This is a genomic window from Streptomyces sp. NPDC014995, assembly GCF_043080745.1.
Lineage (GTDB): Bacteria > Actinomycetota > Actinomycetes > Streptomycetales > Streptomycetaceae > Streptomyces.
This window is the reverse complement of sequence record NZ_JBIBVX010000011.1, coordinates 21,952-38,223: the sequence shown is the minus strand read 5'-3', so window position 1 is coordinate 38,223 and position 16,272 is coordinate 21,952. Positions and strand designations below refer to the sequence as shown.

Here is a 16,272-nt window from a genome sequence, read left to right as displayed (position 1 = left end):
CCACGGTCCCCCCTCGGTTCCCCCACCCCTAGGGTGTATCCAACGACCCCCGTTCATTCACCCGTCCGGGCAGGCGCTCGGAGTGAACCCGGGGAGTGTGAGGGGGCGCGTTCATTCCGCGATCTGTCCCGCCGATCAACCCGTGCCTACCGTCCCACGAGGACACACACGTAAGGCGTGGAGGTACGACGATGGCGGGACCGGGCCCGCGAACCGGCGGCGGCAGCACACCGCGGCACGACACCAGGTCCGCCGAGCACCGGGACACCGGGTCGGCCCAGGACGACGCCCGGCCGGCAACCGCCCCCGCCGCTCGCTCCTTCCCCGACGACCTCGACAGCTCCCTGCTCCGGATCCGCGACCTCGCCGGCCGCCCGCGCGGCACCGGCTTCGTCGCCGACCACCACGGCACGGTCGTCACCAGCCACGAGGCCGTCGACGGACTCCCGCGCCTCGTCCTGCACGCCGCCGACGGCCGCGGCTGCGTCGTGACCGCCGACGCGGTCACCCCGCTGCCGGAGCTGGACCTGGCCCTGATCCGCACCGAGGACCTCGCCGCCGACCCGCTGCCGGTCACCGTCCGGGACCGCGTCGAGACGGGCACCTACGTCCGGCTGGCCGCCGGCTGCTGGCGCGAGGCGCGGATCCTGGCCGAGACGCCCGTGACGTACGTGGCCGCGGACGACCGTCACCTCCTCGACGGCGCCCTGGCGCTGGCCATCGGCACGGCCGGCCGGGACGCGCTGCGGCCCGGCGGGGGCGCGGCCGGCGGACCGGTGCTCGACGCCGCGACCGGCGCCGTCGTCGCCGTCCTGGGCACCGCCCTGCACTCCGGCCACCACGACGCCGGCTTCGCCGTCCCACTGCGTCCCGCCCCGCCCGACGGCCCCCTCGCCGAACTCCTCGCCCGCAACGCGGCGACGGTCCCCGCCTACGGCGCCGACCTCAACCCGGCGGGCGTCCTGGAACTCACCGCCACCTCGGTGGGCGCGGCCGCCCCGGTCGGCGACCCCTCCTGGACACCGGTCGAACGCGCCGTACCGGCAGCGGAGTTCGCCGCGTTCACCACCGGCCCGGCGGCCGTCCTCGGCCTCGTCGGCGCCCCGGGCAGCGGCCGTACGACGGAACTCGCGGCGCTTGCCGCCCGCCGCGGCCGGGGTGACGAACTGGCGCCCACGCTGTGGGTGCGGGGCGCCGACCTGAGGGAGGAGGACGCCTCGATCGCCGACGCGGCCCGCAGGGCGCTGACGCGCGCGGCCCGGACCGTGGCCGCGTCGCGCCCCGTGCCGGCCTTCGGTGACCTGCCCCCGGAGCGGCTCGCCCGCCTCGCCCACGACGTCGGCCGTCCGCTGCTGATCCTCCTCGACGGTCCCGAGGAGATGCCCCAGCGGCTGGGCGACCGCCTCCCCCAGTGGACCGAGGGGACGGCGAGGTGGCTGCGGGAGACGGGGGCGCGGCTGGTGGTGGCGTGCCGGGCCGAGTACTGGGAGCAGGCGGGTGCGCGGTTCCCGGCGGAGATGCTCCACGGCCGCACCGCCCGGGCGCTGCCGCCCTGCGTCCCCCTCGGCGACCTCACCCCGGCCGAGGCCCGGGAGGCACGCGCCCGGTACGGCATCCCGGACACCGTGCTCGACGGTTCGGACGCCCGCCACCCCCTCACCCTCCGCCTCGCCGCGGAGATCCGCGCCGCCCTCCCCGACGCCCCCGGCACACCCGTCGACCGCCACGACGTCCTCGCCGCCCACCTGGACCTGATGTGCCTGCGCGTCGCGGTCCGGCTCGCCGCGGAGAACGGCCTGCGCGGCACGGCCGTACGACGGCTCGCGGCGAAGGTGTGCGGTCAGGTCCACGAGGCCGCCCGGCGCGGCCTCGCAGCGGGTCAGGGGGAGCTGGACCGGGCGTCGTTCGAGGCGGTGTTCCCGTGCGGGCGGGCCCCGGCCCGCCTCGGCGGCGGCACCGGCTGGGCGTCGGCCGTCCTCACCGAGGGGCTCCTCGTGCCGGCGGGCAGCGGCTACCGCTTCGCCCACGAGGAACTCGCCGACTGGCTCCAGGGCGTCCACCTCGACCTCGACGAGGCCCTGCGCGTCCTGGTCCACCCCGGCGGCTCCCAGGACGGCGCCCACCCGCCGGCCGTCCCGCACCACCGCATCGGCCCCGTCGTCCAGGCCCTGCTGTTCGTCGCCCGCCAGCAGGGCACCCCCCGACTCGCCGACCGTCTGCGGGAGTTGGCGGACGCCCTGGAGGCCGACCCGCAGTCGTGGTGGGCCGCCCGGCTGCTCACCGAGACCCTGCTGCGCGTCCCGGACGCCACGCCGTACATCGGTGTCCTTGGGCTGCTCGCCGACCGGATCGTGGCGCGGGGCCACCGGCCCGGCCGGAGCGCCGCGTTCGCCCCCGACTTCTGGACCGCCCTGCCCCTGCCGGCGCGGACCCGCCTGGACCTGCTGCGGCGTCTGGTCCTCGCCGACGCGGCCCCGGGCGCCGCGGACGAACCCCGCTACCTCGACGCCGTGGCCGGCCTGCTCGCCGCCGACCCGACCGCCGTGCAGCCGCTGCTCACCGGCTGGTTCGACGACGAGCGGCCGTTGCCCGCGACCCCGCACGCCACCGTGGCGACGGCCGCCCAGGCGCTGCTGCACACGCATCGGCACCGGGCCCCGGACGACCTCACGGAGGCCCTCGTGGGCTGCGCGCACCCGCGCGCCGGCGAACTGCTCGCCGTCCTGGCGGAGGAGGAACCGTCCGCGCTGTGCCGCGCCGTGGACCGCTGGGCGCACGACGAGCGGCCGGCCCGGCGGGTCGCGGCGGTGGCGTACGGAGTGCGCGCCGCCGCCCACGTCCGTACGGCCGCCGACCGTGAGCTGTTGCGGTACGCGGCCCTCGCTCTGCTCGCCCGCCCCGCCGACCGCACCCTGCACGGCGGCGCGCTCGCCCTCCTCGTACGGGACCCGCGGACCCGCTCCCGGCACCTCCCGCAGGCGCTGGAGCGGTTCGCGGCGGGCGATCCGCAGCTGCCGCCGAGCGCGCTGCTCACGGCCCTGGCCACCCACCCGGAGCCGGTCCTGGACGCCGTACGGGCCCGGCTGCGCGGACCGGACGCAGACCGTGTCCTGCGGGCGCTCGCCGACGTCACCACGCCCGCCCTGGCCCGCCGGGTCGTGGCCCTCGTCCGGGAGGCGCTGGAGCGGCGGCCGGAGACCGCCGGTGACCTGGCCGCGTACGTCGACCGGCGCCTCGACCGGGGGCCGGACGCCCGCGCCGTACTGTTCCCGCTGGTCACGGGGCTGCTGGCGGGCGGTCCCGAGCAGGTGCGGGCCGCCCTGGCCACCGCCCTCGCCACCGTCCTGGCCGCCCCCGGCACCGCGGACTCCCGTCCCCTCCGCCAAGAACTGCTGGAGTTCCTCCTGACACGCGAGGACGATGCCGCCGCGCTCGACGCCGTCCTGCGCGCGGCCGTCCGGTGGAGCGGGGACGACGCGCGTGCCCTCGTCCACCGCACCGGCCTCCTCCTCGCCCACACCCCGGACGGCGCGGCCCGTTTCGACCGCGGCCTGCTCGACGTGAGCCGCCATGTGGCCGGCTTCGCCGCGCGGGTGGCGGGCTGGTTCACCGAGGCGCCGGGGGAGTGGGAGGCGGTGGTGGGCCCCGGCGCGCGCCGCGAGATCGAGGACCTGGCGGGCGTCCGGGTGCCCGCGTGATCCGTGCGCACCTCGCGCGCCGGGGAGCGCCGACGCGTGGGCCGGGTCACAGCCCCCAGGCCGATGCGGGCCGGGGACGCCCGGCATGGCACCCTTAGAGCTGCGTAAGCGGTCAACGGAACACGAAACACACGGACACGGGTTCGAGGAGCGGTCACAGTGCAGCGCTGGCGTGGCTTGGAGGACATCCCCCAGGACTGGGGGCGCAGCGTCGTCACCATCGGCTCGTACGACGGGGTGCACCGCGGCCACCAGCTGATCATCCGGCACGCCGTGGACCGGGCCCGGGAGCTGGGCGTGCCCGCCGTCGTCGTCACCTTCGACCCGCACCCGAGCGAGGTCGTCCGCCCCGGCAGCCACCCGCCGCTGCTCGCCCCGCACCACCGCCGGGCCGAACTGATGGCCGAACTGGGTGTGGACGCGGTGCTGATCCTCCCCTTCACGACGGAGTTCTCGAAGCTGTCCCCGGCCGACTTCGTCGTCAAGGTCCTGGTCGACAAGCTGCACGCCAAGGCGGTCGTCGAGGGCCCCAACTTCCGCTTCGGGCACAAGGCCGCCGGGAACGTGGAGTTCCTGACCGAGCAGGGCAAGATCTACGACTTCGCGGTCGAGGCCGTCGACCTGTACCTGACCGGCGAGGCGGGCGGTGGTGAGCCGTTCTCCTCGACCCTGACCCGGCGTCTGGTCGCCGAGGGCGACGTCGAGGGTGCCGCCGAGATCCTCGGCCGTCCGCACCGCGTCGAGGGCGTGGTCGTGCGCGGCGCCCAGCGCGGCCGTGAACTCGGCTTCCCCACGGCCAACGTGGAGACGCTCCCGCACACCGCGATCCCCGCCGACGGGGTCTACGCCGGCTGGCTGCACGCGGCCGGCGAGGCGATGCCGGCCGCCATCTCCGTCGGCACGAACCCGCAGTTCGACGGCACCGAGCGCACGGTGGAGGCGTACGCCATCGACCGCGTCGGCCTCGACCTGTACGGCCTCCATGTCGCCGTCGACTTCCTGGCCTTCGTCCGCGGCCAGGCGAGGTTCGAGTCGCTGGATGGCCTGCTGGAGCAGATGGCGCAGGACGTCAAGCGCTGCCGGGAGCTGGTGGCGGCGGCGGAGTAGCCGCTCGCGTCCCGGGACGACGAAAGGGCGGCCGGTGTCCTCGGACACCGGCCGCCCTTCCTGTTTCGTGCGGTTCCCGCGGTTCCCGCCGCTCAGCGGCTACTGCTGCGGGGGCGGAGGCGGGGGAGGGGTCTGGCCCTCGGGGCCCTGCGGGGGCTGCGGATAGCCGGCGGGCGGGTAACCGGGGTGCGGGTGCTGGGGGTGCTGCGGATGCGGCTGTTGCTGGGGGTGCGGCTGCTGCTGCGGGTAGGGCGGCTGGCCCGGCTGCCCCGGCGGGGGCATCTGCGGGTGCGGCTGCCCCTGGGGGTGCGGTTGCCCCTGCGGGGGGTACGGCTGACCCGGCTGCGGGTACGGCTGTCCTTGCTGGGGCGGGTACGGCTGCCCGGCCTGCGGCGGGTAGGGCGGGCCGGGAACCGGGTGGCCCGGCAGGGGCGGGGCGGCGACCGGCGGCGGGTTGCCGTCGCTGGTCCACAGGCCGTGCATCTGCTGGTGGCGGACGAAGTCCTCCGCGACCATCGCCGCGAGGTTGAAGTACGCCTCCCGCACCTTCGGCCGCATCATGTCGAGGTCGACCTCGGCACCGGCGGCGAGATGCTCGTCGAAGGGCACGACGATCACACCCCGGCACCGGGTCTCGAAGTGCGCCACGATGTCCTCGACCTTGATCATCTTGCCGGTCTCGCGGACACCCGAGATGACCGTGATGGACCGGGAGACCAGCTCGGCGTACCCGTGCGCGGACAGCCAGTCCAGCGTCGTGCTGGCGCTGGACGCGCCGTCGACCGACGGTGTCGAGATGATGATGAGCTGGTCGGCGAGGTCGAGCACCCCGCGCATGGCGCTGTAGAGCAGACCCGTGCCCGAGTCGGTCAGGATCACCGGGTACTGCTTGCCGAGCACGTCGATCGCGCGCCGGTAGTCCTCGTCGTTGAAGGTCGTCGAGACGGCCGGGTCGACGTCGTTGGCGATGATCTCCAGGCCGGAGGAGGCCTGGGAGGTGAACCGCCGGATGTCCATGTACGAGTTCAGGTACGGGATCGCCTGGACCAGGTCACGGATGGTGGCCCCGGTCTCGCGCCGCACACGGCGGCCGAGCGTACCGGCGTCCGGGTTGGCGTCGATCGCGAGGATCTTGTCCTGCCGCTCGGTGGCGAGCGTGGAGCCGAGCGCGGTGGTGGTGGTCGTCTTGCCGACGCCGCCCTTGAGGCTGATGACGGCGATGCGGTAGCAGGACAGCACAGGCGTGCGGATCAGCTCCAGCTTCCGCTGCCGCTCGGCCTCCTCCTTCTTCCCGCCCAGCTTGAACCGGCCGCCACCGGCCGTTGGGCGGCTGCTCTTCGCCTTCTGCTTCTTGTTGTTGAGCAGCCGGTCCGAGGACAGCTCCACGGCCGCGGTGTAACCCAGCGGGGCGGCCCCCGGGTTGACCGGCTGCCGCTGGTCGTGCTGGATCGGCTGCGGCCAGGCGGCACCGACTCGCGGGTCGGCGGCCTGGTGGGGGCTCTGCGCGGCCTGCGGTCCGTCGTGGGCCGGGGGCTGGGGCGCGTGCGGGGCCTGTGGGGGCGCAGCCTGCGGGGGCTGTCCGGGGAAGCCCTGGGGGAAACCCTGGGGAGCGGCCGGCGAGGGCTGCCCGTCCGCCTGCGGGGCCTGCGGCGCCTGGGGGGCCGGGGGCTGGGGGAAGCCGTAGCCACCGGGCACGTGCGGACCGGCCGGGGGCTGCGGTGCCTGCTGTGCGGCGGGGGCGGCGGGGGGTGCCGTCGGGGCCGTGCCCGACTGGGGGAAGCCGTAGCCACCGGGGGTGGCCGGCGGGGTCGGTGCCGGGGCGCCGTCGGGCTGCGGGAAGCCGTAGCCACCGGCGGTGTTGGGTGCGGGCGGCTGGGGGAAGCCGTAGCCGCCCTGGGCGTTGGGTGCGGGCGGTTGCGGGAAGCCGTAGCCGCCTTGGGCGTTGGGCGCCGGAGGTTGCGGGAAACCGTAGCCCTGCTGGGGGGCGGGGGGCTGTGGTGCCGCCGGGCTCGGTGCCGGCGCGGGCGGCTGGGGGAAGCCGTAGCCCGACTGGGGGCCGGCCGCGGCGGGCGGTGACGGCTGCGGGTGGGCGGGCTGCTGCGGCTGTTGCTGCGGCTGGGCCGGCCACTGGGGCGCCGGCGTGGGCGCCGCGGGCTGGTACGACGGCGGCAGCGGCGGCAGTGCGCCCTGCGCGGCCGGCGGCGGAGTCCAGGCGGGCGGCGCGGCAGGGGCGGTGTCCTGGGGCGCGGCGGCCGCGGGAGCCGGTGCCTCCGGGGGAGCGGGCGCCTCCGCGGGGGCCGCCGGTGCGTTCATGGGGGCGTCGTCCGGCGACACGTCGGCGGACGCGTCGTCCTGGGACTCCGCGCCCTCTGCGGCGTCGGCGCCCTCGGGCTGCGCGCCGGTCGCGGCATCGGCGTCCTGAGCTGCGGCATCGTCGGAGACGGCGGCCGCGGAGACGGCCTCCTCGGCCTCGGTCTCCCCGTCGGCGGCCGTACCGTCGATTCCCGCCTCGGTGCCGGCCTGCGCACCGTCCGTCGAGGACTCCGAGGACTCCGAGGACTCCACGGAGCTGTCGGCAGCCCCGTCACCCTCCGCGGTCACCGCGGCGTCGGTCCCCGCCGCCGCGGACTGCTCGGCCCCGGCCTCCGCGGCGGCCGCGTGCTCCGCGATCTGCCGCTTGAGGGCGACGGACGAGAAGCGCATCGTGGCACCGCTCTCCAGGTCGCCGTCCCCGGCACCGCTCTCCTCGGCGGCCGGGGGCGGCACGGGAACCGGCGCCGGCGGCTGCTCCGGCTCGAACCCGCTGTCCGCCGGAAGCCCGGGCACGGCGACCGGCTCCCCGGTGGGCGGCGCGGCAGGCGTGAACGGCGAACCCGGACCCTGGGCCGAGGGCGGAGCGACGGGGGCAGCCCCGGGCCCGGCCGCCGAAGGCGCGAAAGGCGCCTCCGCGACCGGAGGCGCGGGAGGAACGGGCGGGGTGAACGGCGCGCCGGGCGTCGCGTTCTCCTGGTCGGGCGGAGCGAGCCCCGGCACCGGACCGTCCGTGGGCGCGGGCGTGGGGATACCGCCCGGAGGCGTACCCGCGGCCGACGTCGGCGCCGCCCCCGAAGGAGAGGCCGCGCCCGAGGCACCGCCCGTACCCTCCGCCGAACTGCCGCCCGCGTTCTGCGTGTACCAAGCGGGCGGCGCGTAGTCGATGGTGAACTCGCCCGTCGTCTCGATGGCGGACTCCGCGTCGGGCTGGTCATCGCCGGGTGTCGCCCAGCCCCCGCGCATCCCGTCCCGATCGCTGCTCACAATTCCTCCTGGTGTGGTCGAGCACCCTCATGCCGTGCCCGGGCGACCATTTGTCGTCGTACGAAGTGGCTTTGAGGCCGTCCGCAGGTCGTCCGATGTGCCGGCCCTCCCCGGAGACGTCGACACCCACCCCGTGGCTTCCGGCATCGCGCCCCGTCCCAGCCTAATCATCGGATGCCCCGCCCCGGCAGGCCCGGCCACCCCTCGGCACAGTTCATCACACCGGGCACGCCACTCGACAAACCGGCCATAGGCGCAGAAGTGCCGCACAGGGGAAGGGAGTAGTGCCCTCGGCCCCGGTCAGTCCATTCGCCGGGGCGTGCCCAGCAGGCCGATCTCCGCATCCGTCGGCTGAGTCATCACGTACTGCCGGTCACGGTCGGCGCACCACAGCGTGAAGCCGTCGGCGAGCGTGGGCAGGGCCTCCACGTCACCCCGGGGCAGCGTCAGCGCACGGCCCAACGCCGTGGCCTCGTCCGGCGAGATCCGCTGCACACCGACCAGCCGGGCCTGCCGGAGCAGTCGCGGAGCGACCGGGCTGAGATACGGCAGCAGCGTCAGCACGGCCTGCCAGGGCCCGGACGCGACGCGTCCGCGCGGCGGGCGCATACCGCAGTCCCGCACCACCAGAACGGGTGTACCCGCCGAGGCGCCCTGCGGGGGCACCCGGCCGACCTCGTACACCGCCAGGCCGTTCTGCCCGCCGCCCATGGCGTGCACCATCTGCACCCAGGCCTGCGGCCGTCCCGTCTCCACGGCCACCCGCGCCCCGGTCGCCGCCGCTCGCAGCGCGAGGACCTGCGCGGTCCACAGACCGCCGATGAGGACGACGTCGTACGGCGTGGGCCGGTTGAGACCCAGCACGGCGGGCCGTCCCTCGGTGTCGACACCGATGACGACACCGTCGTCCCCGATGGGCAGCGCGAGCGCGGCCAGTTGGTCCACCGTCACCGAGTGGCGGCCGTGCCGCGGACCGAGGAGACCGAAGCCGCTGCGCAGCGACCGGTCCGCCCGCCGGCCCGAGGAGGGCTCCGGCTCGCCCGGAGCGGTGGCCGCCCGTGTCGTCATCGCCGTCACCGAACACCTCCGAGGGGCAGAGTGGCCAGGATGCCGGGCACCTGTTCCCGGTCGAGGCGGGCGAGCCCCGCGCCGGTGTGCCGGGCCGCACCCTGCACCGCGCGCCGGGCCGCCACGAGTTCGTCGTCACTGCGTCCCGTCACCCGGATGTGTCCGCTCAGGGACACCTCCTGACGGTCACCGCGCGCGAGGGTGACACTGAACGTCGTGGCGAGCGCGGGCACCGCGGTGACCAGGGCGATGAACTGCGGGAGCGACGGACCGCTGCCGCCGCCCAGGGACGGCCACCGGCGCAGCCAGTACGTCGTGTGCCGGCGGTTGTCGCAGCGCCAGCTCCGGCTGGACTCCTCGGTCCGCCGCTCCACCGCACCGGTCCGTCCGGCCTCCGCCGTCACCAGCGGGTTGGCGCAGACCGACGTGGCGATGGCGGCCGTCAACTGCTCCTCGTCGAGGACGGTGGCGCGGAACCCGGCCCCGGTGAGCCGGCTCGCGAGGTGGTCGGCGGCCCGCACCACACACTTCTGCGCTCCGACGAGACCGCCTCCGCGCGCGGCCACGGCCTCCGGGCACAGCTCCGGGTCCAGCTTCAGCGCGATCCACGTGATGCGGACGGCCGGGGCGCCGGTCTGCTCCTGCAGGGGCGCGTAGTTGGACACCGCCACGGACTGCGGGGGCAGATGCAGCGCCGGCGCGGGCTGGGTGTGCAGCACGATCTGAGCGGACTCCAGGCGGATTCCGTCCACGTCGAGCGCGTCGTGCACCAGGGCGAGCGGCAGCGGCTGCCGGTCGCGTGGGGCCCGCAGCGCGGTCGAGTCCGCCTCCACCAGGAGGACGGCGGTGACGAACGTGCCGTCCCCGACGATCCCCACGGGCCGCCGGTCGCGGCCGCCGTACGTGTACGTCCGCAGGCTCGGGTCGCACTCCAGGGCCGGTCCGAAGCCCGGTTCGGTCCCGGGCGGTATCTCCAGCTTCTCGGCCAGCCGCCGACGGGCCTTCAGTCCCCGCGCCGTGGCGAGCCAGTCCGGCAGGGAGCGGCCGCGAGGGCGGGCGACGGAGAGCACCACCAGCACGACGGCGACGACGCCCGCCACCGCCAGGCCCACCGGCCCGATCGCCCAGCCGACGAGCAGGACGGCGGCCGCGATCTCCCACAGCACGAGGCGTTGCAGCCGGAATGCCCCGGCCTGCCCCGAACGCGCCTTGAGCTGGAGCGCTCCCGACGCCGACGAACGCTGCGGCGCCGGTGGCCGGGGCGCCGAGGAGCCCCGCGTCCGCGATCGGCCACCGGAGCGTTCGCGCGTTCCCGAAGCCATCACTCCATCCCCCCGTTCTGCTCACGACTCGCCCGCATTTCAGCACCGCACAGGGCACTTGACGGCCCAGGAACCCTACCCGCTCCCCAAGTCCCGGCGGATACCAGGCATAGTAGGGGGCCGCTCTGACATCGGGCGCGGGGGACCGCGGCTCCGCGAGTGCGGCCAGGACGGAAAACGGGGAGAGACAGAGACAGATGGCATCCCGGCGCGATCAGCTCAATGCCTACACCTTCGCGAAGCGCCGCATGCTCGCGGCCTTCCTGCAGTCGTCGCCCGACGGCTCGGAGGAGGGAGCGCCGCGACCGCTGCGCGCGATATTGCCCGGCATCGTCGTCGGGGTGATCGTCATGGCGGTCTTCGGGGCGTGGGGCATGTTCAAGCCGACCGCGCCGAAGGGCTGGGACGAACCCAACGCCAAGGTGATCATCGCCAGCAAGTCGACCACCCGGTACGTGGTGCTGAAGACCGACGGCCAGGTCCAGCTCCACCCGGTCCTCAACATGGCCTCCGCGAAACTGCTCCTCGCGGACGGGCAGGGCGACGTCGTCACCGTCGCCGAGTCCGTCCTCGACAACGGCAAGATCCCGCACGGTGTCACCATCGGCATCCCGTACGCGCCCGACCGCCTGCCCTCGGCGTCCGAGGCGGGCACCTCCAAGCGCTGGGTGGTCTGCGAACGTCCGAGCGCCGGCGGCGGGGACTCCGTCCAGAAGGCCGCGCTGGTCCTCTCCGCCCGCGACATGAAGGTGACCGACGGCAAGGGACGCCTCAGCGGCGGCCAGCTGCTCTACGTGGCGGACCCGGACGGCAAGCGCTACGTCGTCGACGCGGACGGCAGGGCGTACCCGATCGGCGAGAGCGACGAACTGCTGCTGCGCGCCGTGGTCGGCTCGGGCCGGCAGCCCCAGCGGGTGTCCGCGGAGTGGCTGGCGACCCTGCACCAGGGCGACGCGATCAGCTTCCCGGACATCACCGGCCAGCCGGGCGACGCGGCCGGCGCGCCGGGCCAGCTCGATGACTCGACCAACAAGGTCGGCATGGTGCTCAAGGCGTTCGACAACAACGCGGAGCAGTACTACGTGGTGCTGCCCGGCCGGGTCGCCCCCGTCTCCGCCTTCGTCGCCCAGCTGCTGCTGTTCAGCGAGGAGTTGGCCCCGCTCGGGCAGGCAGGCCAGGCCCGTGAGGTCAGCCCCGGCGCGATCGTGCCGGGCAAGGCGTTCGGCACCGAGCACCGCTGGCCGACCGGGGACCCCACCCCCGTCAACGAGGCGTCGGCGGCCTCCGGGAGCCGCAGCACGATCTGCAACGTCCTGCGCGGAGTGAACGCCGACTCCGGTGTCACGACCCTGAGCACCTGGGTCGGCACGGACTTCCCGAAGAAGCTGCCCGCCGGTTCCTCCAGCGCCTACGTCACGCCGGGCTCCGGCCAGCTCTACCGCCAGTTCCAGGGCGAGGCGACCAAGGTCGGCCCGGTGTTCCTCGTCACCGACACCGGCCTGCGCTACGTCCTGCAGTCCAACGCCGACAGCGCCACGGACGACGCGGGCATCGGCACGACGGCCGAGGAGCGCAAGCGGCTCCAGCAGGAGGCCCAGCAGGCGCAGACGCGCCTCGGCTACAAGGACGTCGACCCGGCGCCGATCCCCGCCGCCTGGTCGGAGTTCCTGCCCACGGGCCCGCGTCTGTCGACGGCCGCGGCACGCCAGCCGCAGGGCTCCTGAGGAGGCGGGCGGCAGTGCTTCGTACGACGCTGGTGGCGGCCGCCACCCTGCTGACGACGGCCACGGTCGTCGCACCCCCCGCGGCCGCCGCGGACCCGTTGCCCTACTCGGACCAGTGCCAGTTCCCCAACGGCCTGTACCCGGGCCGCCCCTGGTCCCTGCAGCGCGTCCTCCTCGAGGAGCTGTGGAGCCAGTCCAAGGGCAAGGGGGTGCGCGTGGCGGTCATCGACACGGGCGTGGACGTGAAGAACCCGCAGCTCACCGACGCGGTCGACGCGAAGAGCGGCCGCAATCTCCTGCCGAAGAACCTCAAGGACGACAACGGCGACCCGATCGAGCGGGGCAAGGAGAACGGCACGACGGACACCGTCGGCCACGGAACCAAGGTCGCCGGCATCATCGCGGCCCGCCCCGTCGCGGGGACCGGTTTCGTGGGCCTGGCCCCCGAGGCGACGATCATCCCGATCCAGCAGAACGACGCGGAGGGCCACGGCACCACGGAGACCCTGGCCACGGCGATCCGCTACGCCATCCAGGCGAAGGCCCACGTCATCAACATCTCCCAGGACACGTCGAACGCCATGAAGCCGTCCTCCGACCTGGAACGGGCGATCGACGAGGCCCTGGCCCAGAAGATCGTCGTCGTGGCCTCGGCGGGCAACGACGGCCTCTACGGCAACGTCAAGAAGACGTACCCCGCGTCCTACGACGGCGTCCTCGCGGTCGCCGCCTCCGACCGCAACAACGAACGCGCCTCCTTCTCCCAGTCCGGCGACTTCGTCGACGTGGCGGCCCCCGGCGTCGACATGATCTCCACGGTCCCCCAGGGCGGCCACTGCTCCGACAACGGTACGAGCTTCTCGGCGCCCTACGTCGCGGGCGTCGCGGCGCTGATCAAGGCCAAGCACCCGGACTGGACCGCCCGCGAGGTCGTCGCCCAGATCGAACAGACCGCGGAGCGCACCATCGCCGGCCAGGACCCCCTGGTCGGCTGGGGCGTGATCGACCCCGTGCGCGCCCTCACCGAGGACGACCACCCCATCGAGTCCCCCGACCCCCAGGAGGGCCTCTCCCGGGCCCAGCCCCCGACGGCCGCGAAGTTCCAGGTCGGCGAGACCCCCGACGAACGCAACGCCCGCCTCGCCACGTACGTGGCCGTGGCCGCGGCGGTCCTCGTCGCGGGCCTCGGCGGCACGGCGGTCGCGATCCGGGACGCGCGGAGGCGGGCGCGGCGGGTCGCGGGGGTGGAGTAGAGGACGGCGGCCACCTCACTGGGAACCGCGATGAGGACCGAACTCGCACGTCGACGACATGCGGGACCACCTGGACAAGCGCTCCGGCACATGGCGCGATCGACGACAGCATCGAGGCGGGCCGACGAGACCCGGTGGCCTCCGCGTACCGCGACTTCCACGGGGTGGCCCCCGGGGACGCCACGCCGTACGCATCCGCGAAGCGACGAAGCCGCCGGAGAAGGCGGTACGAGCCACGACGGCTTGTCCGAGAACGACCTCGACGGGCTCCGTCGTGCTGATCCAGGTTGGCGACGACTGACGCGGGCATCACCAGCGGGAGGTGCCTGATGCCGGTCGACGTCAACGCCGCACTGAGCGACCCTCCCGTGCGCGAGTACGCGAGGGAGGCCGGGGCCCGGCGGTGGCTGGAGGAGCAGGGCACCACGTGGGGTCGATTGCCTGTCGTGGAGAATCAGTGAAGCTTCGATCGGCAGTAGCAGGGCTGTTGCATATGGCAGTTGGGACTGTCAGTAGAAGTCATTACAGTGGTCGTGTTGCGGTCATGAACACTTGAGGGGCGTGGGCTGCTCAGGACGGCAACGGACAACGGGGAGGGGAAAGCTTCGTGCTTCCTGCAGACATGGGCGGTGGTGCCGCCGACGTACGGCGTGGTCTGATGGCGCTTTCGACGTTCAAGAAGCGTGTGGACGACCTGCTCAAGGCCTTCGAGGACTCGGCGGGTGGCTCGTCCAAGGTCGCGACTCACAGCCTGTCACCGACCGCGTTCGGCATGGGGAACTTCCCGGAAGCGAAGGCGCTCCACCTGGAGTACGAGCGCGTCCACGAGCGCATCACGGCGCTCTCGAAGTCGCTCGGTCTCCAGCTGGAGGCGATGCAGATCGCCGTCCACGGGGTGGACGTCACCTTCGACAACCTTGAAGAGGACCTCCGTTACCGGTTCCACGAGATCCGTACCGAGGTCAACCAGACACGGGAGGAGCTGCTGAACGAGCAGCTCAAGCGCGACAACAAGGCCGACCACACCGACGCGGGGTACTGATGAGCGGCGACAAGAAGCAGCCGGATCCGTACAAGGCGGAACGTCAGGAAGCCGCCCAGCAGAACGGCACCCTCGACGCCGTCATGGATATGACCAAGGTGATCAACCCCTGGGGACCGAACAGGGGCTTTCACTTCGGCAAGACCAGCTTCGAGGGCTACGACCTCAACGAGATGATCGACATCGTCGAGTCCGCGAATCCGGAGCTCGTGGAGACCGCGGGCACGGCGCTCGTCGCCGCCCGGGACGCCATCACCAAGGCCGCCGAGGAACTCAGCGTCAACCTGGGCGACGTTGACTGGGAGGGTGAGGCCCACTCCGCGTTCTTCACCTGGGGCACCGACTTGGTCAGCACCGCCAACGCGCTGGCCAACTACGCCGACGTGGTGGGCACCCAGGTACTGGCGGCGAGCTCCGGACTCGCCTCCGTACGCAAGTCCATGCCGCCCCGCGACTCCCGCACCGACCCCAAGACGGTCGACGACATCCCCGAGGCGAAGCGGGTCGACAGCAACGACGAGTACACGGCGGCCGTGAAGGCGGAGAGCCACCGGCAGGAAGCCATCAACCAGATGTACCGCCTGGCGTCGTTCTACACGGTGTCGGGCGGGATGATGCAGACGGCTGAGGAGCCGGTGTTTCCGAAGATGCCGGATGTGGGGGTGCCGGAGCCGGCGCCGCCGGTGGGCTGGAGTCCGGATGAGGGCCACGCGCGCCAAGGAACCCTTCAATCCATAAGCGATTCGGGTACCCCGCGCCAGCACTCTGTGGACTCCGGAGTGGAGCGATCGCGTGCGGAGGACTTGTCGTCATCCCGCAAAAGCGTCGACCAGTCTGTCAGTTCCCCGGAACGAAGCATCGGTACACAGATCGACAGCGTCGGTACGCTGCCGCCGCAGGAGACCATGAAGCCGACGACCGGCACGCCGCCGTCGACGACGGCCCCTAACGTGAACCCAGTGACTCCGGCTCCCATGGCCCCCGTTGCGGTACCCCCTGCCCTGCGAGGTCAGGCCGGACGCACCTCCGGGTTCGGCGGCGTGCCCGCAGCCAAGGCACCCACCTCGGCACAGGGGCGGGCCGTCGGCATGCCGGGCGCCGCCCAGGCAGGGCGTACGGGTACCAACCCCATGGGGCCCATGGGACGGGCTACCGCAGCCGGGCAGGCGGGCGGCCGTGCGGCCGGCCCCATGGGGCCGATGGGACGTGCCACCGCAGGCGGGCAGGCGGGCAGTCGAGCGGCCGGCCCCATGGGGCGAGGAGTGGTCGGCGGGATGCCGAGGGCTACGGGACCGGCGGCCAGCCAGGCGGGCGGTGCCGCCCCACGCGGTCCTGTCAACGGCATGGGCGCCGCGAACCCTGTGCGCGCAGGCACTGGGCGCACCGCCGATGGCGTTGTCGGCGGGAAGCCCGTCACAGGGGCCGCCCCTGGTGCCAACGGCGCCAGGGTGCCACGCGGCACGGTCATCGGCGCTCAGGGCGCACCCACCTCGCGTTCCACCGGCGAGAGGCCCGGCCAGCGTGGGGTGATCGGGGCGCCCGCTCCGACGACGGGCACGGGGCAGACGGTTCGCCGGCCCGTCGGCGGTTCTGACGGCGTGGTCGGAACGCCGAAGGGACGGACTCCCGGGGCCTCGAACGGTGGACGCACGCCCGGCGGCACCGGCGTGACGCGTGGCCCTGCGGGCAACCAGAGTTCCGGCGAGACGCGTCCGCGCCGCGATGAGCGGCGCGACGGGGCGTCGGCGACCGACTGACCGG

9 protein-coding genes are annotated in these 16,272 nt (G+C 74.2%); 6 read left to right on the top strand and 3 right to left on the bottom strand.

The window, feature by feature from the left end; translation table 11 throughout:
• Positions 1-191 precede the first annotated feature (191 nt).
• Complete coding sequence (locus tag ACF1A1_RS22145) at positions 192-3,698, top strand: trypsin-like peptidase domain-containing protein (RefSeq protein WP_392002059.1); 3,507 nt, start codon at positions 192-194, stop codon at positions 3,696-3,698.
• Positions 3,699-3,857: 159 nt separating this feature from the next.
• Positions 3,858-4,805: a bifunctional riboflavin kinase/FAD synthetase gene (locus ACF1A1_RS22140; protein ID WP_392002058.1), complete on the top strand. Its 948-nt coding sequence runs from the start codon at positions 3,858-3,860 to the stop codon at positions 4,803-4,805.
• Positions 4,806-4,904: 99 nt separating this feature from the next.
• On the opposite strand, the gene ACF1A1_RS22135 is transcribed toward ACF1A1_RS22140, so the two are convergent.
• From ACF1A1_RS22135 to eccE, 3 genes are all read right to left on the bottom strand, one after another.
• Positions 4,905-8,102, bottom strand: a complete 3,198-nt coding sequence (locus ACF1A1_RS22135) for an SCO5717 family growth-regulating ATPase (RefSeq protein WP_392002057.1) — start codon at positions 8,100-8,102, stop codon at positions 4,905-4,907.
• Between the two features lie 300 nt (positions 8,103-8,402).
• Entirely contained in the window at positions 8,403-9,170 is a 768-nt protein-coding gene (locus ACF1A1_RS22130) for a hypothetical protein (RefSeq protein ID WP_392002056.1), read from the bottom strand.
• Between the two features lie 5 nt (positions 9,171-9,175).
• Positions 9,176-10,492 (bottom strand): type VII secretion protein EccE, encoded by a 1,317-nt coding sequence (eccE, locus tag ACF1A1_RS22125; protein ID WP_392002054.1) that lies wholly within the window; start codon positions 10,490-10,492, stop codon positions 9,176-9,178.
• 197 nt (positions 10,493-10,689) lie between these two features.
• Between eccE and eccB the strand changes: the two genes are divergently transcribed.
• The 4 genes from eccB (at position 10,690) to ACF1A1_RS22105 (ending at position 16,268) form a co-directional block, all read left to right on the top strand.
• A complete protein-coding gene (gene eccB / locus ACF1A1_RS22120) occupies positions 10,690-12,216 on the top strand; it encodes a type VII secretion protein EccB (protein WP_392002053.1) in 1,527 nt (508 codons plus the stop codon).
• 14 nt (positions 12,217-12,230) lie between these two features.
• Positions 12,231-13,469 (top strand): type VII secretion-associated serine protease mycosin, encoded by a 1,239-nt coding sequence (mycP, locus tag ACF1A1_RS22115; protein ID WP_392002051.1) that lies wholly within the window; start codon positions 12,231-12,233, stop codon positions 13,467-13,469.
• A 607-nt stretch (positions 13,470-14,076) separates the two neighbouring features.
• Complete coding sequence (locus ACF1A1_RS22110; RefSeq protein WP_392002050.1) at positions 14,077-14,511, top strand: hypothetical protein; 435 nt, start codon at positions 14,077-14,079, stop codon at positions 14,509-14,511.
• A complete protein-coding gene (locus tag ACF1A1_RS22105; RefSeq protein ID WP_392002049.1) occupies positions 14,511-16,268 on the top strand; it encodes a hypothetical protein in 1,758 nt (585 codons plus the stop codon). Before ACF1A1_RS22110 ends, ACF1A1_RS22105 begins: the two co-directional genes overlap by 1 nt.
• Positions 16,269-16,272: the final 4 nt, after the last annotated feature.